General features: G+C 41.6%; 16 protein-coding genes. 11 read left to right on the plus strand and 5 right to left on the minus strand.

All coding sequences use genetic code 11. From position 1 onward, the window contains the following. Nucleotides 1-2: 2 nt before the first annotated feature. The 5 genes from Q9312_RS15915 to Q9312_RS15935 all read left to right on the plus strand — a co-directional run bounded on the left by Q9312_RS15915 (nucleotide 3) and on the right by Q9312_RS15935 (nucleotide 7913). A complete protein-coding gene (locus tag Q9312_RS15915) occupies nucleotides 3-1352 on the plus strand; it encodes a KAP family P-loop NTPase fold protein (protein ID WP_309201852.1) in 1350 nt (449 codons plus the stop codon). Between the two features lie 11 nt (nucleotides 1353-1363). Then, the gene (locus Q9312_RS15920) at nucleotides 1364-4678 is read left to right on the plus strand and encodes a type I restriction endonuclease subunit R (protein ID WP_309201853.1); all 3315 of its coding nucleotides are present in this window, start codon (nucleotides 1364-1366) and stop codon (nucleotides 4676-4678) included. A 7-nt stretch (nucleotides 4679-4685) separates the two neighbouring features. After that, a complete protein-coding gene (locus tag Q9312_RS15925; protein WP_309201854.1) occupies nucleotides 4686-5486 on the plus strand; it encodes a M48 family metallopeptidase in 801 nt (266 codons plus the stop codon). Continuing rightward, on the plus strand, nucleotides 5479-5991 hold the full coding sequence (locus Q9312_RS15930) for a hypothetical protein (RefSeq protein WP_309201855.1): 513 nt from the start codon (nucleotides 5479-5481) through the stop codon (nucleotides 5989-5991). The genes Q9312_RS15925 and Q9312_RS15930 overlap by 8 nt, the downstream gene beginning before the upstream one ends. A gap of 725 nt (nucleotides 5992-6716) precedes the next feature. Further along, nucleotides 6717-7913, plus strand: coding sequence for a hypothetical protein (locus tag Q9312_RS15935; protein ID WP_309201856.1), 1197 nt, complete (start codon nucleotides 6717-6719; stop codon nucleotides 7911-7913). A gap of 304 nt (nucleotides 7914-8217) precedes the next feature. Here Q9312_RS15935 and Q9312_RS15940 read toward each other — a convergent pair whose 3' ends face one another. Next, on the minus strand, nucleotides 8218-9261 hold the full coding sequence (locus Q9312_RS15940) for a replication initiation protein (RefSeq protein ID WP_309201857.1): 1044 nt from the start codon (nucleotides 9259-9261) through the stop codon (nucleotides 8218-8220). Between the two features lie 399 nt (nucleotides 9262-9660). Here Q9312_RS15940 and Q9312_RS15945 point away from each other — a divergent pair, with 399 nt between their 5' ends. Both Q9312_RS15945 and Q9312_RS15950 read left to right on the plus strand, forming a co-directional pair. Next, complete coding sequence (locus Q9312_RS15945) at nucleotides 9661-9954, plus strand: hypothetical protein (RefSeq protein ID WP_309201858.1); 294 nt, start codon at nucleotides 9661-9663, stop codon at nucleotides 9952-9954. A gap of 98 nt (nucleotides 9955-10052) precedes the next feature. Further along, a complete protein-coding gene (locus tag Q9312_RS15950; RefSeq protein WP_309201859.1) occupies nucleotides 10053-10721 on the plus strand; it encodes a DUF3223 domain-containing protein in 669 nt (222 codons plus the stop codon). Nucleotides 10722-10988: 267 nt separating this feature from the next. Here the strand turns inward: Q9312_RS15950 and Q9312_RS15955 are convergent, their stop codons facing one another. From Q9312_RS15955 to Q9312_RS15965, 3 genes are all read right to left on the minus strand, one after another. After that, nucleotides 10989-11144 (minus strand): transcription elongation factor GreB, encoded by a 156-nt coding sequence (locus Q9312_RS15955; RefSeq protein ID WP_309201860.1) that lies wholly within the window; start codon nucleotides 11142-11144, stop codon nucleotides 10989-10991. A 212-nt stretch (nucleotides 11145-11356) separates the two neighbouring features. Further along, nucleotides 11357-13936 (minus strand): ExeM/NucH family extracellular endonuclease, encoded by a 2580-nt coding sequence (locus Q9312_RS15960; protein WP_309201861.1) that lies wholly within the window; start codon nucleotides 13934-13936, stop codon nucleotides 11357-11359. Nucleotides 13937-14158: 222 nt separating this feature from the next. Next, on the minus strand, nucleotides 14159-14356 hold the full coding sequence (locus Q9312_RS15965) for a hypothetical protein (protein WP_309201862.1): 198 nt from the start codon (nucleotides 14354-14356) through the stop codon (nucleotides 14159-14161). A gap of 370 nt (nucleotides 14357-14726) precedes the next feature. Between Q9312_RS15965 and Q9312_RS15970 the strand changes: the two genes are divergently transcribed. From Q9312_RS15970 to Q9312_RS15985, 4 genes are all read left to right on the plus strand, one after another. Beyond that, nucleotides 14727-15068, plus strand: coding sequence for a PilZ domain-containing protein (locus Q9312_RS15970; protein WP_309201863.1), 342 nt, complete (start codon nucleotides 14727-14729; stop codon nucleotides 15066-15068). A 130-nt stretch (nucleotides 15069-15198) separates the two neighbouring features. Then, a complete protein-coding gene (locus Q9312_RS15975) occupies nucleotides 15199-15429 on the plus strand; it encodes a FeoA family protein (protein WP_309201864.1) in 231 nt (76 codons plus the stop codon). Nucleotides 15430-15473: 44 nt separating this feature from the next. After that, on the plus strand, nucleotides 15474-16775 hold the full coding sequence (gene feoB, locus Q9312_RS15980; protein WP_309201865.1) for a ferrous iron transporter B: 1302 nt from the start codon (nucleotides 15474-15476) through the stop codon (nucleotides 16773-16775). Continuing rightward, complete coding sequence (locus tag Q9312_RS15985) at nucleotides 16693-17601, plus strand: nucleoside recognition domain-containing protein (protein WP_309201866.1); 909 nt, start codon at nucleotides 16693-16695, stop codon at nucleotides 17599-17601. The genes feoB and Q9312_RS15985 overlap by 83 nt, the downstream gene beginning before the upstream one ends. Nucleotides 17602-17629: 28 nt before the next feature. Here Q9312_RS15985 and Q9312_RS15990 read toward each other — a convergent pair whose 3' ends face one another. After that, a complete protein-coding gene (locus Q9312_RS15990; RefSeq protein WP_309201867.1) occupies nucleotides 17630-18934 on the minus strand; it encodes a hypothetical protein in 1305 nt (434 codons plus the stop codon). Nucleotides 18935-19031: the final 97 nt, after the last annotated feature.

A 19031-nucleotide genomic window follows, 5' to 3' on the forward strand; every position in this document is an offset into this window, starting at 1 on the left:
ATATGGAAATAACAAATATTACTTTTGATAATCGAGATGAATATAATAGACAGCCAATTGCTGAGAAGGTAATCAACCTATTATCAAATGATATTGATATTTCGCCTTTGGTGATTAATGGCGATTGGGGAACAGGTAAAACGGAGTTTTGTCATAAGCTAGTTAATATGTTTCGAGAAGTTAACACTCATCATGTTGTATATATTGATGCTTTCAAAGCAGACCATGCTAACGAGCCATTATTAACGGTGCTAGCTGAAATCGTTAAAATATTGCCAGACAATGATCAGAAATCCAGTTTAAAAAGAAAGATAATACCAGCCTTGAAGTTTGGCATAAAAACCATTTCAAAGGCTGCAGTTGCTCATGTGTTAAGACAGGATGCAACCGAAGCTCTTGACCAATTCGATCAAGAACTCCAAGAGATAGCTGACAAATCAATTGATGCCACTGCCAAGGCTCTTTTTAATGAGCACCTTGAGTCTGAGAAGAATATCAAAGCTTTGCAGGAAATTCTCTCAGGAATAGCCGAAGAAAAACCAATGGCAATCTTTATAGATGAGTTGGATAGGTGTCGTCCTAACTTCGCCGTAGATATTCTTGAGCTAATAAAGCATACATTTGACTTAGACAATGTAAACTTCATATTGGTTACAAATTTTGAGCAGCTTAAAGCATCAATTAATCATAGTTATGGTCAGTCTATAAATGCGAATCGATATCTTGACAAATTTATAAAGTTTACGATTTCATTACCGAAATATATTGAGGACCAAAATCGAGAGTCTGCAGCAGTAAGCTCAAAACACTTTTTGGGCTTGATAAATAACTCGACTGTTTTATCGAATTCTCGACTTAATTTAGAAGGGTTTCAGTATTTTTCTAATCATATATTCCAAGCTCATGATGCTACCTTACGAGAAGTCGAGACTTTTATCAGGAATTTAGAAATTTATCAGGTTTTAAATGATAATAGAGCATTCACTTCAACTACTGGTTACGGATCGGCATTGCTTAGAGGTCTAGCTGTCGCAATTCACACATTTAATCCAATCTTAGCTTCGTCTATTCTCGATGATAAGCTTGATGCGCGAGACCTCGCAGAGTTTTTAGCTATAAGTCGAGATATTTTACTAAATAGTAGAGAATCTCGACCTGAAGATTACGAAATTATTTATGCATACCTAGCAAAGGATTGTCGCTTCAATGCTCATCATTTGCTTTCAGCCCAAGAGCAACAAGGTTGGAACGAGTTGTTTCTACAAGTTTTTCAAGGTGGAAGCTATATTTTACCCACCTTTAATAGAACATCGTCGCTAAAGTCAGTACTGCAAACACTTAATTTAGGTTAGAGGTGAAATTGATGGGCTTAATTGATTTTAAAGAGGAAATTACTTCAAAGCTACCAGCGTTAAGCCTATTAAGCAACTTAGGCTATTTGTATATACCTCCTTCCGAGTGCGAGATGTTTAGAGGGAGAAAAGCTGAAAGTTTAAAATCTACCAGTCAGGTCATTCTTTTACCAATTTTAATGAAATTTCTCGCAAAGCAATCATTCCAATTTTCTGGAGAGTCATACAAACTATCAGATGCCACCATTGATAAGGTAATTCATGAGCTCACTCCAGCATTGAACCTAGGGCTTACGGCGGCCAACGAAAAAGTCTATAACGCATTGATGTATGGTATTTCTGTAACTGAGTTTGTTGATGGTAAAAAAGCATCACCAACTGTAAAGCTCATTGATTGGGACAACCTGGAGAATAACGAATTTCACTTTACCGAAGAAATGGTAGTACAAAATGCAGAGGGTACGGGTAACCGTATTCCTGACATAGTATGTTTTGTAAACGGGTTGCCATTAGTGGTTTTCGAAGCTAAGCGGCCAGATTCCTTCAAAGAAGGGAAACCAACAATACACGAGGGAATTTCTCAATGCATCCGAAATCAGGGACAAAAAGAGATACCTCATTTATTTGCTTATAGTCAATTATTGCTTTCAATTAATGGTCACGAAGGTCGTTACGGGACTTGCGGCACACCTGCTAAGTTTTGGGCCAAATGGAAAGAAGAAGAAATTACCGAAGAAGAGTTTTTTCGGTTAAAGAACACCAAACTTACCTCTGAACAACTCGATGCCATATTCAACCATCGACCCAAGTATATGAGAGATGATTACGAGTCTTTAGTCGCCGCTGGCGATTTGGCCGTGACCGATCAAGACCGACTAATTATTAGCCTGCTAAAACCCGAGCGTCTATTGGAAATGGTTCGCTTTTTTACCTTATTCGATAAAAAGGTTGGAAAAATTGTCGCAAGGTATCAGCAAGTATTTGGCATTAAAGCCTTAATAGAACGCATTACCCAGTTTGATGATGACGGTTCTCGAAAAGGAGGTGTCATCTGGCATACCACGGGTTCGGGCAAGTCTTTCACCATGGTGTTCTTAAGTAAGGCGCTTATCTGGTTAAATGAATTAGCGAAGTGTCGCGTCATTATTGTTACTGACCGAGTGGACTTAGAGGACCAGTTGAGCAGGACGTTTGCTTCGGGAGGTGTTCTGACGGACAGAGACAAAAAAGACGCCATGGCCACCTCTGGCAAACGATTGGCAGAACAGATCGGTAAGGGAAATGAGCGGGTTATCTTTTCAATAATTAATAAATTTGGTTCGGCAATCAAACATAAGGATTGTTACAACCCAAGCCCAAACATAATCGTTCTGGTTGATGAGGGGCATCGTAGTCAGAACGGCGAGAACAATATTCGCATGCAACAAACGTTACCTAAAGCTGCGTATATTGCTTTTACTGGCACACCCTTACTGAAGGACGACAAAACCGAAAACAAGTTCGGAAAGATTATTCACTCGTACACAATGCAACAGGCGGTTGATGATAAAACCGTAACCCCCTTGTTGTACGAAGAGCGCATTCCAGAGCTAAATGTAAATGATAAAGCCATAGATGCCTGGTTCGACCGTATGACTGAAAAGTTAACTGATGAGCAGAGAACCGACCTGAAGAAGAAGTTCTCTCAAAAAGGGCAAGTTTATCAGGTTGAGGGGCGTATAGAACTAATCGCACATGATATATCTGATCACTTTCAGAATTTTAAACAGCAAGGTCTAAAAGGGCAGTTGGCTTGTGATTCAAAAGCCTCGGCCATTAAATACAAAGAATTGCTCGATAAGATAGGTAAAGTCACCTCGGTAGTGGCTATGTCACCACCCGATACTCGAGAAGGCCACGAAGCCGTCGATGAAGAAAGTAAAGACATCGTACAAAAGTGGTGGAGCGACAATGTAGCCAAAGGGTTTAAGGGTGATGAGAAAGCCTACACCCAGTTTATCATCGACGAATTTGGCAAAGATGACGGCCCTGACTTAATGATTGTTGTCGACAAACTACTAACAGGCTTCGATGAGCCCAAGAATACAGTTCTGTATATTGATAAGCCTTTAAAAGAGCATAATTTAATACAAGCAATAGCTCGCGTTAACCGGCTACACAGTAAAAAGCAATTCGGTTACTTAATCGATTACCGGGGTATTTTAAAAGAGCTGGATATAACTATTGAAAAATATCAGGATCTGGCTGAGCGAACTCAGGGCGGCTTTGATATTGATGATCTGAAAGGCCTCTATCAGCAGATGGAAATGGAATACAAAAAGCTACCCATGCTGTATACCGATTTATGGAGTATTTTTGACGAGGTTAAAAACAAGCAGGATCATGTTGCGCTTCGCCAGGCTTTAAGCCCCAAAATTGCTGAGGTAAATGGTCAAATGGTTGACCAGAACCTTAAAAAACGTGAAGACTTTTACGACGCATTAACCGCTTTTTCAAACTGCATGAAAGTCGCCTTACAGTCTGCTTCATTCTTTGATGATAAAAGTTTCGATGGTGATGTGAATAAAAAAGGATCGCGAGAACACTATAAAGCAACCCTTAAGATGTTTTTTAACCTCCGCAAGCTGGTACGCGAAGACGCTAATGAAACCATCGATTACGATGAATACACCGATGATATTCGAGCGCTGCTCGATAAACATATAGCCGGTGTAGTGGTTAAAGAACCTGAAGGTGCCTATCTGGTCGGTGAAATGGGTAAGGGCGTTAAAAAGCCTGAGCAAATGAGCGATGATGAAGCGCGTAATCAAACCGATAAGATTACCGGGCGCGTTACGAAAATGATTGAGCAGGATTTAGCAGACGATCCCTATGCACAGGAGTATTTCTCCAAGTTGCTTAAAAAGGCGATAGAAGAAGCGAAAGCCATGTTTGATGCACCGGTAAAGCAGTACATTATGTTTGCAGACTTCGAACAGAAAGTTAAGCAGCGAGAAGTAGAAGGCCATCCAGACGCATTTCGTGATGATACTGGCAAGCTTAATAAACATGCTCAAGCCTACTTTGGTCTATTCCTGCACCTGTTTGACCAGGCTCTACTAGATGAAAAAGGACTCGATAAGGATAAACGTATTGACTTGGCTTACGTTACCGATGAAACGGTTAATAACGCGGTAGCTGAATATTCGCTAAACCTCAGTGAAATAGAAAACTCTATCAGTAAAACGTTACTGCCAAGGCTATTTGGCGATCTGGGCTTGGACAACGCTCAAAAATATATTGAGGCGGTGATTAATATTATGCGGCTTGGATTGTCGAGGAAGTAGGTTTTAGATGAGCACCAATAAATTGTCTAAGCTTGCCGCTGAGATCCAAACCCATACCGAAGACACCGGAGTTTTCGCTTACGGTGACGATGAGATCCGTTACGATATTATTCGTAAGGCTCAGGCGAGCGATAAGGCTAGCCGGAGGGTTAAGATTAAGGTCCATCCTGATCAGCGCGTTGTGGCCATAGCGCCGTTTGACGCTTCTTCAGATGTTATAAAACGAGCGGTAACCAAGCGGGCTCGCTGGATCTGGAAGCATATACAGGATTTTTCAAAGCAAAACGAGTTTATATTACCTAAGCAATACATTAGTGGAGAAACTCAGTTCTATTTGGGCAAGCGTTACCTTTTAAAAGTATCCATTTCTCCGCAGCAGCCAGAACAAGTGAAACTGTATAGAGGGAAGCTGTTAGTCTCTGTTCCTTCGGAAAAGTTAAGAAATAAAAGCAGAGTTAAATTTTTGTTGGACGACTGGTATCTAAGGCAGGCAAAGCGAGTACTTCACGAACGATTACTCGAACTAGCAGCGTGCCTCGAATGGGTAACATCCACTCCCACATTTAAAATAATCGCAATGAAAAAGCAATGGGGTAGCTGTAGCATTAAAGGACAGCTAAATATAAACCCTCACCTAATCAAAGCTCCCCGAGACTGTATTGATTATGTGCTAATGCATGAGTTGTGTCATATAGCTGAACATAACCATAGTGAGCGGTTTTGGCAGTTGCTAAGCCAACACATGCCTGATTGGAAGGAACGCAAGGCAAAACTCGACGATATGGCTGAGATGTATTTGAATGAGTGATTACGTGCAACTAGCAAAAAGTTTCTGCATTGGTCAACCAGTTTATGATATGCCGGGAAGTCTTTGGAGACAGTCGTTTGAGTATATTCAAGAGTATGGAAGCAGTCTAAAACTCGATAAGAACAAAGTTCACGATCTCTGGACTGTGTTGGGTGGCTGTATTCGAAATAAGATAAGAGATGATAAAATTATTCTTGATGTATTAATGAGAGTTCTACCTGGCTACAGTGGTCCCGATAAAGTTGTTTATCGGGGAGAATGTAAGTTCTTATTCGAGCAAAATCGCTTAGGGTTTTGCTGGACTACAAAAAAAGAAGTTGCTGAGCTGTTTGCTAGTGGACGGAATCGAATAGAGTCAGGAGGAGTGCTTTTGAAAGCACTTGCTCCTTCAAATGCTATTTTAGCGGCACCCAATTCCCATAGTTCAGAATTTTTGAGGGAAGATGAGTATACTTGTAACCCTACATTACTTCTAGACATAGATATCATTAAAGCATTTAGCTAACACTAATATGTTTTGAATTATCTTTGGATTAGGTATTTTTTATTCTTATTCGAAAATATATAGAAAGTCATAAGGAAAATAAATGGTATCTACTCAATGAGCTCCCCAAGCAACCAGACGACCTCTAGATTTTAATGCCTTGGAGTGTTGAGCTAAGATAAAGCGACGGTTACCATAATGATTTCCAATTGAATCAGTTACACTGATTTATTTACAGTCTCTTTTACCCGGCACTTAACCGTGTTGAAACGGCGTACGATTACGATGATATCGAACGCCTAACCCAAGAAGGCAGTGAGCGTTACTCCTATGATGCCAATGACAATACCTTAACCAAAACCCTCAATGATGATGTACCGACTTTTGCTTACGACAGAAAGAATCGAATGACCTCGGAAGTGCTCAGCAGTAACGGCGTATTATCAAGCATCACCTATCGCGATAATAGCGATTTACCGATGCATACCTTCTAACTAATTCAATTGATGCTCTTCGTAAAAGCGCTGAAATATCTTTAAATGCTTAATAATTCCTAATAAATAATTTTTTTAAAAATATATTTGCATTTCTTTAATTCTGATTTGTATATTCCGGGAAAGAAGATAGATCTCTCAGTTTATCAGATTCTTTTCAACGCTCTTCTTTAATCTTTTAGTGTACCTTTGCTCATCTCTCTAAAACGCTCAGGTATTGATTGATCAGCTTTATATAGGGGGCTAGCTCAAATGGCGAGGCTAATTGAAAATTTGAAAATATATGATCGGCGTACAGGAAATGAAGTTTCTGATGAACCGATGGTCCAAAAATATTGGGAAGTTGATCTAAGTAATCCATCGAAATTCGCACACACAGTGCCTGATGTAGGGGAAAGTTTTGGTCTAAGTCAATACGAGTTGAGTAAAGTTGTTGCAGAATCTTTTCATTGCACTAATGATTCAGAGAAATTTAAATGTATTGAGTGTGGAAGCAATCGATATGTGTCTACTCGGGCTGATTATGCTCGAATATTACCAAATTTTCGCTGTGAAAATTGTATAGCAAAAGAGCAAGCTGAGTATGAGGAATATAAAAGCGAAATACTTTCTGCTGTCGTAAGGCGTTGTAACATGAAAACTGGCAAAGCTCAAAGAGTCTCGTATGTGGAGGCAATTTTTCTTTATCTTTGGCTCGCCAGTGAGAAAGTAGAAGCTGACTTGATTACCTTTTCACCGAGTTTGAGTAGAACCATTACCGGTATTCCAGATCTTGATCATTTCTTTCTAAGTTCTTTAATGAAAAAGGGTTTGGTGATCGAAAGAACAGAATTGCTTAGTTTTACTGGCTTCGAAAATATTACTTTCATCAATAAGCTTGATGAAGACTATTTCCTTATTAAAAATTTCGAAGTGAATAATGATGCGAGCTTATTAAACTATTTTTTTGATACCGTATCAAAATTTAAGATAGATGAAAGTGATGTTGAGGACATGAAGTCGGTTATTCAATTTATAAGGGTCAATAATCTGTATTCTCTGGTCGATGTTTTGGCGAAAGAATATTCTTTAAACATTGAAAAAGATAATAAGTTTGATGTGATGATGAACTATATTGCAAAAAAGTTCGGTTTAAGAAAAAGCTATTCTATGCTGTGTCGTAAAGCTAGGGATACTGCTGCTTATCTATATTCGAAGCAATACCCAAGTTATATTGAACGAAAATTGTTCTCGAATTTCATCTCAAACTATCTTCAGTTGATGGAGGAGAAAGGATGGGAGTTAAAGTATACCAAGAACTTACCATTAGAAGTCGATGTAAGTATGTTAGAATTGTTTGTGTCTGAGACGTATTTTGACAGTTGTTTAGGCTGCCATTCTCTAAGCGCTGATGAATTCGTGGCTAAATGGCTCAGTGCGCTAAACATAGATTCACCCGAGACTGTTTAGTCATAAACGATTGTAATTCTTCTCTCTTGTAACTTCGTGACTACTTGACCATCACGATGCTTGTCCGGTTTGTAACGATATGTTGATTCACTGATGTCAGCTATCAGACAAGCCATTTTCAAATTAGTATCATGCTGTTTTCTCACATAATCTACGGATTTTTTTACTCTAGTTCTTTCAACCGATTAGCATTTTAAACTTCAAATCCACCGTGCTACGATTATCCAGTGAATAGGTCGCATTACTTGGCGAGCAAGGGACGGTGGCAGAACGTCGCACACACTCGATGCATTTGGATAGTTGATTAAATAAAAGTAACCGCGTCGTGCTTTCTCACTTTGGTGATCTTATGCTTGGTAGCTTCAGTAGGGGCTTTATATTCTGCCCAGTTTCTTCGAATGGCTTTTACGATATAGGCTTTAATTTCTATCTTTGGCTTCCCGTGCATATACTGTAACGCGTAATCAATATTGGCTTTGATATACGGGTTCATGTACTTAATTGGGATAGAATGCTGTTCAAAAATATCAGACTTTAGCACACATTTAATTGATACATCGTCGAAACCATTATTCTTCAGATGTTTATATGCGGACATGCCAGAGTCTGATGAAGCAATAAAAAGGGCAGGTTGATAGGAAGTTTCCCACTTTACATTAAAGGAGACAGCAACAATCTTTCGATTATTCGTTTGAGTGATCTCTTGGTATTCCATTTTTAAGTGCGTATGCTTATTGATCTTATTCATGGCTGGATCAAGTACTCTGGCACGGAATTGACCGAATTTTTTATATCTGGAGTTACAACGCAATATTGTCTTTAATTCATCTAAAGGAAGCTGAAATTTATTACCACGTTTACGCGCGTTTTCAACACCAAGGTAAAAAAGTGCTTGAGAATAAAAGGTTCGCAATTTGACGATATCACCCAATAAATACTTGCAGTGATTTCGATTGTTGGCCAAATTAAGCAGATAGGGTGCTAGTCGTTCATCAAACTGCAAGGTTAAAGTGCCTGAACCATCATTGTATCGATTGGTGCTAAACAGAGGAACTAGAACCGAATCACGACCAGAACCGATATTTACGAACATCGATATGTTCTGTGCTTCGTCGCGCATTCGCTTGTAAAAGTTGTTGTCTCGTTTAATACCAAAGAGTTCAGCAAGCTTAGAAGTGCTGAAGGTCATGGGCTTTAATTCTGTTTCACTTGGAGCTATGGCTGAAACAGCTGTTGCAAAAATTTGGTTCTGGATGACAGATAAACCTTGCTTGATCTGACAGTCGAGCAAGTTCTTGTCTTTTACAACGAAATGCTTTTCTTTTGGTTCTATAGGTAACGTGTACATAGGTCAAAGCTCTTTAGTGGGTGTAATCCTTTAAATACAAATCAGAATGGAGGAAATGCAAATTTTTCTATCTGGTCGCACCTCTTTGGCTTCAGCCATTTGGGTGAAATCTGGCATTGATTCGCTTAAATGAAAATAACATGGCATAGTTACGTTAGATTAAAAGAGGTAAGGGGTTCGTTGGTTCAGGCCAAATCTGCTGATGTTAGAGTTGTTGGTGAGGATAAAATGAACTTATCAGGTAAGCTGTTTTTGTTAGAAGCAACATATCTTTTGGCAAAGGATATTTTGGATTGGTATCTAATAAAGAAAATACCACGAGACGGTTTGCACAAATTTTAAAGTAATACATAATACTACTTTCGACAGATGGTGTCGTTAGCTTAAAAAAGGATATTTATGCCAGTTAACTACATAATCTATGCATTAGGAATGAAGGGGACTGTAATAGAAAAGGTGTTTGTCCCATATAGAGAAAAAGATGGTACGTTTCCAATATTTTCAGAAGAACTTCAAAAAACTAATGGTAGTAATAAAATACAAAAAGCAGACAATAAAGTTTCAGGTGTCACTGAAGTTAAAGAAGCTGTGGCGCTAATGAAAAAAGGTGGTTTTCGTTGGCGCCTTAAAGAATACAAGAGCGGGCAGGTAAATATTTATAAGCCTGAGCACTTAATTATTCATGAACTATAGAAAGACCAGCAAGTCCGTCCAGTATCGCTTCGTGTGGTTGCTCAATCTCTCTTCTCTCGGCAGTTGCTTGCTACGCTATGTTTACATAAGGAGGTAATATGCCATTGGAATTCATTATACAAGGTGAGTCATTTAATCAAAGTGGTGCCAGAAATAAGTGCAGTGTGATTTTAAATCGATATGCTCCTAAGGGGAGGGTGATTGGGAGTGACTTTTATTTTTTGAAAGAGGCATTTGAAAAGCATCACTACAATCCGCTAGTTAAGATTCCTACAGAGATCAAAAAGATTGAAGTTAAGCCGTCTTCTAGTGGGTCTAACCATCAGTTCTGGATAACTTTGGAGTCTGGTGAAGTGACTCATATTGGCTACTCTGCTAAATGTTTCGTTAGCCCAGGGATGCGGGAAAAATTATTGAATAGAGATAATGTTGTCGATGCTGCTCGTTGTCATATTAGAGAGCAACAAGATAAAGCTAGAAATGACTTTATAAGTAGCAACAACTTAACGTGTTCTATATGCAATAAACTCATAGTTAAAATGGATTTGCATGCAGATCACACTCCTCCTAACACATTCAAAGCCATATTCGAAGATTGGATTGAAAGTAAGTCATTAACAGTTGATAGTATTGCTTATCAAGATATAGGCGATAGTCAAATTCGAAAGTTTTGCGATGCTAAACTTGCAGAGGATTGGGTTGATTATCATAGAGTTAGATTTAACCCCCAGCCCACTCATAGCAGATGCAATATAGCGCAAAGATAAATATAAAAGGACAGCTCATCAGGACGAATAAAGTAGAATAGCTTGGACTTAATTTTACATTTTGATTTGTTAGTTCACCTGCAGCTGAATATCCTGCTTTAAGGTAAATTCAAAATTCTATTGTGTCAGATCGCATATGAGTTACCACGCTTAATGAGGCCGCTTTTTCGTTTTTACACTAATCTATAGTATGTTTGAATATTACTAGTACTATTTTTAAGATTTTGATATTTATAGGTTTTATTTAGATTAGTATGTAAGAAGGGGTTATTTGAGATTCTCAGCGTTTTCTGAACGATCTCCTTCTGCCGCTGCTGCTGCGAGCGCTCGAGTCACCTCTGGACGTTTATTTTTCCAGAGATCGGCAAGCTCATTACGCAGGCGCGTTGCTCCTTCAGGGGTAATTAAATTGGATCGTTTCATTGTCTACAACGTATGCTTATCTCATCTAGATTAAGACAGAATCATACCGCTGAAAAAGAGAAAGCGGAACCGAAACCGTTCCGCTTTAAGAAACCAATCACATTGGTTTGAGGGTGTGTTACTTCCGTTGTTGTTGTTTGAAACTGTTGTTGTTTGAAACAGGTGTTGTTTGAAATCCGTCTTATTTAAAACCAGTCTTATTTAAAACAAGGTTACTCGAAACTTTTCGTTATCGTGGTGCTCGACTCTTCGTTATCCGTAACGGTTAAAGATACCTGTGTTTGATTTGGCCACCAGAACAATCGTAAAACGTGTTTTCGCCGAGACTGATAACCATCGCTGAATGTCCATTGGTTCTCCACAATGTGTCCATCGGCATCACTGCTGGTGTTTTTGAAGTAGGTGAATAACCAAAAGTGATACGCTTTAAACCCAGCGACAGGAGCCTCATTGGTTGGAATAACTGGCCAGTCAAGTTGAACGATTAACGGATCATGGTCAGAAGCGCGATAGCTATCGGGACGATACAGTTGGTCGAGTTGCAACTCTGATTTGCCTTCAACATTGTAATCGAGTTGTGGGACTTCATCGGCATTGATGTGCCAAACGTTGGCTGCGCTTACCAAGTTTGCAATGTCGGCGCTTAAGAATAAGTGATCCAGCGCGCCAGACTCAGCTTGGTAAAGATACGAATGATGACTGTTGGTCATGTAGTTTGCGCTGTTAACGAAGCCGCCGTTTAAGAAAACTTGCAAGGGATCTTCTTGGCTATAAGCATTAAAGTCGCCGAGCAAAACAGTGCCGCGAGTGGACGCTTGCGTGGGGTTGCTGGCCAACCAATCGACTAAGGCCGATGCCGCTTGTGTTCGCAACTCGTTCCAACAAGCTTGACCGTCATTTTGATCTTCATTCAGTGACCCATCTCTCGGGCAACCACCTTTTGATTTGAAGTGATTGACGACGACGGTTAGGGCGTCATTGCTATTGACCGGCTTAAAGCTAGCGGCAAGTGGCTGACGATTCCCATAGTCGAATGGTTCTTCTGCGGTGGTGGCCACTTGACCAATGAGCTCGACTCTCGCCGGTTTGTACAGCAGTGCTTGAGTAATTTGATCGCCTCCAAGCTTATCGGCAACGACCGCGATGAAGGCGTATACGTCACCTCCGAGCTCGTTGTTTAGTGCGGCCGTTAATTGCGCAACCGCACTGGTGTCAGCATAACCATCGTTTTCAATTTCCATTAATCCAACAATATCGGCGTTGAGATTACCTAAAGCAGCGACCAACTTGTCTTGCTGACGTTGTAACTCTGTCGCGTTGTCTGCGCCGCGAGAGGTGGGGAATCCGTTGCCTAGACCATCTCCGTTGAAATAATTAAGCACGTTAAAACTACCAATGGTTAATTGCTCTGGATCGTAAAAATCTGGGTTAAGTTGTTGCGGATCCGCAACACGAGGATTGCTAAACTCGAGTTGTACCCTTTGGGTGGGATGAATTCGAAATTGGTTGAATCCATAGCCCAAAACGCCGCTGAGTTGATTGACTTGATCGCCAACACGCACGCTGTAGTCGGCGCTCAACTCTGGGGCGGGATAGGGTATTGGCTGCGGATTAGAGCGGGTTGAGCCATCGTCAAGTACCAAACGATTGCTTCGGTTGCGTTCAGCAAGCGCCTCAGCTTCTAAGCCTGGGCGAACAACGTCGGTTGGGATCATTTGTCGACCATGGCTACTCAATAATAACTCGCCATAGCGAAATAAGTTATCGACCGACGTAACGGTAAGCGGCTCGACGAAAGAAACCAACATGCCCTCATAAGGTTCAAGTTGCGGAAGGTTTTGTTCATTCAACGTGATGACTTGATAGCTTGGTTGCTCTTCTTGTCCGGCACAGAGCGTCCAGTCCGCAATTTGACTCAATTGCGTTTGTCCGTAGTATTCACCAACATTGCCACGTAATCGAATGCGTTGGCCAACGGATACTTCAACGGACTCAGAGCCAGTGTAGATGAACAAGCCTTCGGAAGTGTCAGCAGAAAGATCAATGTCGGCCGTGGCTGATTGAACAAATAGGCCTCTGAGAGCATCGGCTTCAGTACCATCGTAACTGACGATCGCCTCAATATTGACGGCCTCACCAGTCAATGGCGATTCTTCACCAGTACCTTGAATGGCACTGATTAGAGTATAGCTTTCGCCACACTGTCCTAACTCTCCAGTTTCCGGAGGCGTGGTCAGATACTGCCCGAGATCACTCGAATCGTCACTGGCGAAACCTTGCCATTGCGCATTGACGTCGTAAACATCGTTAACGTCAGTATCGCCGTCGAGAATCTCAACATTACGTCGCAACGTTGCGTTTTGCGTCGATGCAACGCCATCGCCCCACTGGCTACCAGGATCGACACCCAGCTGTCCAATGCTGTCAATAATCTGATCGTCACGGGTCAGGGCGATAAAGTCATCCCCATTAAACAAACCGCCGCCATAAGTCTGATCCGCAACGCTCAATATCGCGTCGTTTGCACTGGCATGAGCAACAACATAAGAGGCGTTCGGCGCTAAGCTGCCGTTCAAGTTAAGGCTGGCACCTGCGCTGGTGCTTCCGTTGAAGTAAACATCTACACGGTAGCGGCTTAAATCTAATGGTTGGTCAGAGCGGTTGGTGAGCTCTAAGGCTTTATTATTACTCGAGCCTTCTAGGTATTCGGTAATCAGTAGCTGATTGGCACCAGCGGTCGAAAGCGTCGTCAGAAGTGCAAGACTGACTGGCCAGTGTGACAGAACCTTCATGGGTCAATTTCCTTTATTGTTATTTCAAGGCGCACACTATGCCTGGCAAAGCTGACAGTTATATTTGAGATTTTTTACTGATAGGAGACACTTTTATGAAGATTGAGATAATTCGGTAATATTAAAGTTGATCTTGAAGTGCTGATGTTGTGGCGTCTGCCACTTGCGGACTAGAATGAGCCCGCCAGAGGCGACTCATTCCCCTCTAGAGCTTCGGGTATGTTATGCGACGCGTTGGCTGCCGGGAGTGACTAAATACCCTGAGGCACGAAAGCCTTTTTTGGCTAACAGGTTGTCATCCATAGACACTTTAAAGCATTCAGTATGTTCATTAGTTGGCAATAATACTTGTCCGCAGTGAGCGCAACCAGTGACATGAATTCGTCCTTTGGTGAAAGTTACCCAGTTATGTTGTTGCATAATACTTCCTCACATTCAGTTGATGAGCTAATTTTAATACAGCTCAAGTTTTAACCACGTGCGTGGAAATTTCTAATTATCGTGCGAGATTTCTTACAAACTTGTGAGTGTATTCACACTTGTATATTAATCATCGCGATATTTAGATGTTTAAGGAGTGAAAAACTTCAATAGTTACAATGAGATAGCATCTTTTTGTGAGATTGTTTTTAAGAAATAATGAACTTGGTTGTCGAGAGAACTCTGATAGCGACTGGAAGTCGATGTGTGCCGGTTGGAGTGACCGTAACCGTCAGCTTGGATGAAGGTTATTTCATAAGCTAAAGTTAGAAGAGCACATTCTAGCTGAGTTTTCGATGAGGAGCGGGCAATGGAAGAGCGACGCCAACATGAACGTATCGCGCGAAGCCATCGGGTGACCTTTCAATGGTCGTATACGGATGAACAAGGAATTTTAAATTCAATTGAATGCAAGACATTGGATGTCTCACGGCAAGGGCTACGGATAACCAGTGACCAAGTCTTGCCAGTAGGCCTCGATATTCATCTTTGCATTGAGAGCGATGAAGGCCAGTTGTGGTTGTTATTTGCAAAAGTTCAATGGTCAGAGTCGAAAGATGGTAGCTGCGAAACGGGCTTCTCAATCAGTGATTTATCGACGGAGGATTTTGAACGTTGGGCGAAGCATACGCGGGCGCAACTCAGCTCATGAATTCGTGATGGAAACTGAGCCAAAGAAAAGTCATGAAATCGTAATAAATCGTCAGATAAGCATTGCAAAATCTAAATTTTAAGATAATATTGAGAACTATTCTTATTTAGATAGTTGTGATTTCGTTTAAATGACGCTTCGAGACCTGAAACCGGGACAAAAAGGGATTGTGGAAAGCTTGGCGGAGGGTGATCCATCCTTGTTAAGCCGAATTATGGCCCTCGGTATTGTTCCTGGCGAGCAACTAGAAGTTTTGCGAGACGCACCGCTTGGCGATCCAATGCAGGTAAAAGCTGGCACGACTTATATCAGTATTCGACGCGTCGATTCGCAGCTCATCAATATCATTCCTAATGTTTGATCCTTCGCGATCATTCCACATCAAATAGTGAGAGTCAGTCGATAATGAATATCGCTCTGGTAGGCAACCCTAATTGCGGCAAAACCACCATCTTTAACCGATTAACCGGGTCACGTCAAAAAGTTGGTAACTGGCCTGGGGTGACGGTTGAGAAAAAAACTGGCCAAGTAAAACTCGAACATCAACAAGCCAGTCTGGTTGATTTACCGGGGCTCTATAATTTAGACCAAATTGAGCCAGGAAAAGACGAACTGATCGCCGCACAATACCTTCTGTCTCGACAAGCCGATGTCATTATCAATATTGTTGATGCCGCGAACCTTAATCGCAACCTCATTTTAACGTCGCAATTGCGAGAACTAGAAACGCCGATGATCGTCGTGCTCAATATGACCGACGTAGCGCTCGACAAAGGGATCGAGATCGATCTGGCAACCTTGGCTGAGCGTTTACAAGTGCCAGTGGTGGCCATGGTTGGTTCGACTGGAAAAGGCGTAGAAGCGTTACGCAAAGAAATTCAAGTATTTGCCGCGGCACTAGAAGACACGCAACAAGTTCGTTCTGAAGCCGAAGCCTCCTGCTCATTTGGTGGCGAGACTGATCAGCTAGTCGGACGCAGCACTCAGCGGTATCAGATGGTAAAAACCTTAACCGATGGTGTGGTTAAAATGGTTCCGGGGCGCTCTGATCGAACCGAGGCTATTGATCGTTTGGTATTGCACCGTTGGTTAGGTGTGCCGATCTTTTTGTTTATGATGTATTTGATGTTTACCGTAGCGGTCAATCTTGGTGCCGTTTTTATCGACTTCTTCGACATTCTGTTCGGTGCTTTTTTCGTCGATGGCGTGGCCACCTTGTCACAAAGTGTCGGTTTACCTCAGTGGTTAGAAGTTATTTTAGCGAAAGGCCTGGGAGGCGGTATTCAATTAGTGGCCACCTTCATCCCGGTTATCGGTGTCTTGTATCTATGTCTGTCGATTCTTGAAGACAGTGGTTATTTATCGCGAGCCGCATTTGTTATCGATCGACTAATGGCAAAGATTGGCTTACCCGGAAATGCCTTTGTTCCCCTAATTGTCGGCTTCGGATGTAACGTGCCAGCGGTTATGGCGGCACGCACGATGAATCGAGAGTCTGATCGCCTATTGACCATCGTTATGGCGCCCTTTATGTCTTGTGGTGCTCGGTTAACGGTATACGCTTTATTTGCCGCCGCGTTTTTTCCCAAGCAATGGCGCAAATGTCGTATTTGCGTTGTATTTGATGGGCATTGTGGTCGCCATTTTTTCTGGTTGGTTATTTCGAAAGCAAGTTTTTGCGGCCAAAGCGGCACCTTCGTTCATTGAAATGCCGGCTTATCACATGCCTGTTTGGCGCAATATCTTTTTGACCACTTGGCATCGATTGAAAAACTTTCTTAGTCGCGCGGGTAAAACCATTGTCATGGTGGTTGTTCTTTTGAGTTTCTTGAATTCAATTGGCACCGATGGATCGTTTGGAAATGAAAATACCCGGAACTCCGTTTTGAGCAAAATCGGTCAAACCATCACTCCGGCCTTTAAACCTTTGGGAATCAAAGAAGAAAACTGGCCTGCTACTGTGGGTATTTTTACTGGCTTATTCGCCAAAGAAGCCATTGTCGGTACGCTCGACGCTTTATATCAAGAGTCGTCGACAGAAACAACCGAACTGGATTTATGGCAGTCAACAAAAGAGGCTGCTCAAACCATCCCAGACAATTTTATCGACATGCTGAGTTCATTAGGCGATCCGCTGGGACTGTCTAGTGTTGCCGACGCTGAAACGGTCACCGCAGAGCAAGAGTTACAACAACAAACCCTGACTCAAATGGCTAGCTTGTTTGATGGCCAACTCGGAGCGTTTGCCTATTTAGTACTTATTCTTTTGTACACACCCTGTGTTGCGGTACTCGGTGCGATTAAACGTGAAGCTGGCGCCTTATGGATGTGGACCGTTATCGGCTGGACCTCTTATTTGGCTTATTCATTGTCGACCATCATTTATCAGGCGACCCACTTTTCTAATGCCCCCATTTTCGCGACGGTGTGGATCAGTTTGATGGTGCTTGGTTGGGGAATTTTTGTTTGGCTGCTTAAGCGCATCGGACAAAAAATGAATGCCTCAGATGTGTACGTGGTTAACTTGTCGTAAAAGGCTAAATTGTCGGAACTGTCACCGACTATGATTCATGATCATATATTTCGACGATAAAGGGGATGCCTGGGAATAGTTGTAAACGATATTCCATTCGCCATCCTTCGAGAGCGCTGCTGTAATCAGAAATACTTGAAAAGTCAGACGTAACATCGATTTGCATGGTCAAATGGTGGGTGTCTCCAGCGGGTACGGCAAACCCTTTAATCGCAATACGACTGATAGGCTGTTCGTATTTGTCTAATAAGATTTCCGAGTCTTCAAACACCAAGTCGTATTCAGTCGGGTTTTCAATTAATAAATCGAAGCTCAGTTGACCAATGGATCGCTGTGAAAGAGCTTCGCCAAGACTGTGTAACTCCAAAGAAAACGATGACCAATCTAAGTCGTAGTTGGCTTTTAAGACTTGGCTTTTATGATGCATCGATTGCAATAGTCGTCCATGCAGAAGTAACCCTCCAGTTAATAACACAAAGGTAACCAGATAGCTGAGCACTGTTGTTGAACTTGATATGGCTTTAACTTGATTTGTTCGACGTCGTAACTGAATAGCTAGATAAGTTCCGATAGGAATTGACCAGGCGATAAACAGTAAATTCACCAAGAAAAGAATCAAGGATATTTCAAGTAAGTTATAGTCCTCTTGGCTCATTAACCATTGCCCTATAAATAACGCTGGTAAGCTAAAACACAAACCAAAAATCATGGCCGCTAGTAAATTCTTCGCAAGCAATTTATTAATTCGACCATAGGTCATTTGATGACGTTGTAAGGTTGGCGCGATGATATCTAGGGCAAATGTATAAAAAAGGAAAACATAACTTAAGGTAATTGAAAGTGTATTGGCCCATGAATAAGGGTAATAGCCAACCCAGAGAATGATCAGTTGGGCAGTTAAGTAGAAGATAATCAGACGAGTTTCTTCGACACCTTGTCGCAATAAACTAAACTCTTCAGCTTTGCCAAGCGGCAGGTTTAAATCGCTTTCAAAGTTCGCTGACAAACGCTCTTTGATGGGAAATAAAAAAATAGAGGCGACCACTAACGACCCACTGATGATTAAATTCGCGAGTACCTGTTTAGCTTGTGATTCAAAAAAGAAACTGAACATTTGCTCAGATATGCTTTGCCATGACTCCGGAAAAAGGTAATCCAGAAGCAATTGTTTAAGTGACTCTTGGTGGTGCAACAGAAGACTTCCGCAGATAATAAAAATAATGCATCCTGTTGCGAAATACACCAATAGCGAGGCTGCGGTACGACGTTTTATGTGTCTTAAGCTTAGCCATGATTGCCATAACGTTGCATTGATCTGTTCAACAATAGTCATAAGTCAAAGAGTGTCCGTTATTAAGCCGTATTCACATGCCTAGTTCGCTGGTTGTACTTGAGTGCAGCCGATAAATACATTTGTTTATATCAAATGT

It is taken from the genome of Pleionea litopenaei (assembly GCF_031198435.1).
In the GTDB taxonomy this organism is placed as follows: Bacteria; Pseudomonadota; Gammaproteobacteria; order Enterobacterales; family Kangiellaceae; genus Pleionea; species Pleionea litopenaei.

What these genes read in the sequence shown, in the direction of transcription:
- Q9312_RS15915 (WP_309201852.1), top strand. Translation starts at nt 3, where the DNA reads ATGGAAATAACAAATATTACTTTTGATAATCGAGATGAATATAATAGA.
- feoB (WP_309201865.1), top strand. Translation starts at nt 15,474, where the DNA reads ATGAATATCGCTCTGGTAGGCAACCCTAATTGCGGCAAAACCACCATC.
- Q9312_RS15945 (WP_309201858.1), top strand. Translation starts at nt 9,661, where the DNA reads ATGCCAGTTAACTACATAATCTATGCATTAGGAATGAAGGGGACTGTA.
- Q9312_RS15985 (WP_309201866.1), top strand. Translation starts at nt 16,693, where the DNA reads ATGGGCATTGTGGTCGCCATTTTTTCTGGTTGGTTATTTCGAAAGCAA.
- Q9312_RS15935 (WP_309201856.1), top strand. Translation starts at nt 6,717, where the DNA reads ATGGCGAGGCTAATTGAAAATTTGAAAATATATGATCGGCGTACAGGA.
- Q9312_RS15960 (WP_309201861.1), bottom strand. Translation starts at nt 13,936, where the DNA reads ATGAAGGTTCTGTCACACTGGCCAGTCAGTCTTGCACTTCTGACGACG.
- Q9312_RS15940 (WP_309201857.1), bottom strand. Translation starts at nt 9,261, where the DNA reads ATGTACACGTTACCTATAGAACCAAAAGAAAAGCATTTCGTTGTAAAA.
- Q9312_RS15965 (WP_309201862.1), bottom strand. Translation starts at nt 14,356, where the DNA reads ATGCAACAACATAACTGGGTAACTTTCACCAAAGGACGAATTCATGTC.
- Q9312_RS15950 (WP_309201859.1), top strand. Translation starts at nt 10,053, where the DNA reads ATGCCATTGGAATTCATTATACAAGGTGAGTCATTTAATCAAAGTGGT.
- Q9312_RS15955 (WP_309201860.1), bottom strand. Translation starts at nt 11,144, where the DNA reads ATGAAACGATCCAATTTAATTACCCCTGAAGGAGCAACGCGCCTGCGT.
- Q9312_RS15930 (WP_309201855.1), top strand. Translation starts at nt 5,479, where the DNA reads ATGAGTGATTACGTGCAACTAGCAAAAAGTTTCTGCATTGGTCAACCA.
- Q9312_RS15975 (WP_309201864.1), top strand. Translation starts at nt 15,199, where the DNA reads ATGACGCTTCGAGACCTGAAACCGGGACAAAAAGGGATTGTGGAAAGC.
- Q9312_RS15970 (WP_309201863.1), top strand. Translation starts at nt 14,727, where the DNA reads ATGGAAGAGCGACGCCAACATGAACGTATCGCGCGAAGCCATCGGGTG.
- Q9312_RS15925 (WP_309201854.1), top strand. Translation starts at nt 4,686, where the DNA reads ATGAGCACCAATAAATTGTCTAAGCTTGCCGCTGAGATCCAAACCCAT.
- Q9312_RS15920 (WP_309201853.1), top strand. Translation starts at nt 1,364, where the DNA reads ATGGGCTTAATTGATTTTAAAGAGGAAATTACTTCAAAGCTACCAGCG.
- Q9312_RS15990 (WP_309201867.1), bottom strand. Translation starts at nt 18,934, where the DNA reads ATGACTATTGTTGAACAGATCAATGCAACGTTATGGCAATCATGGCTA.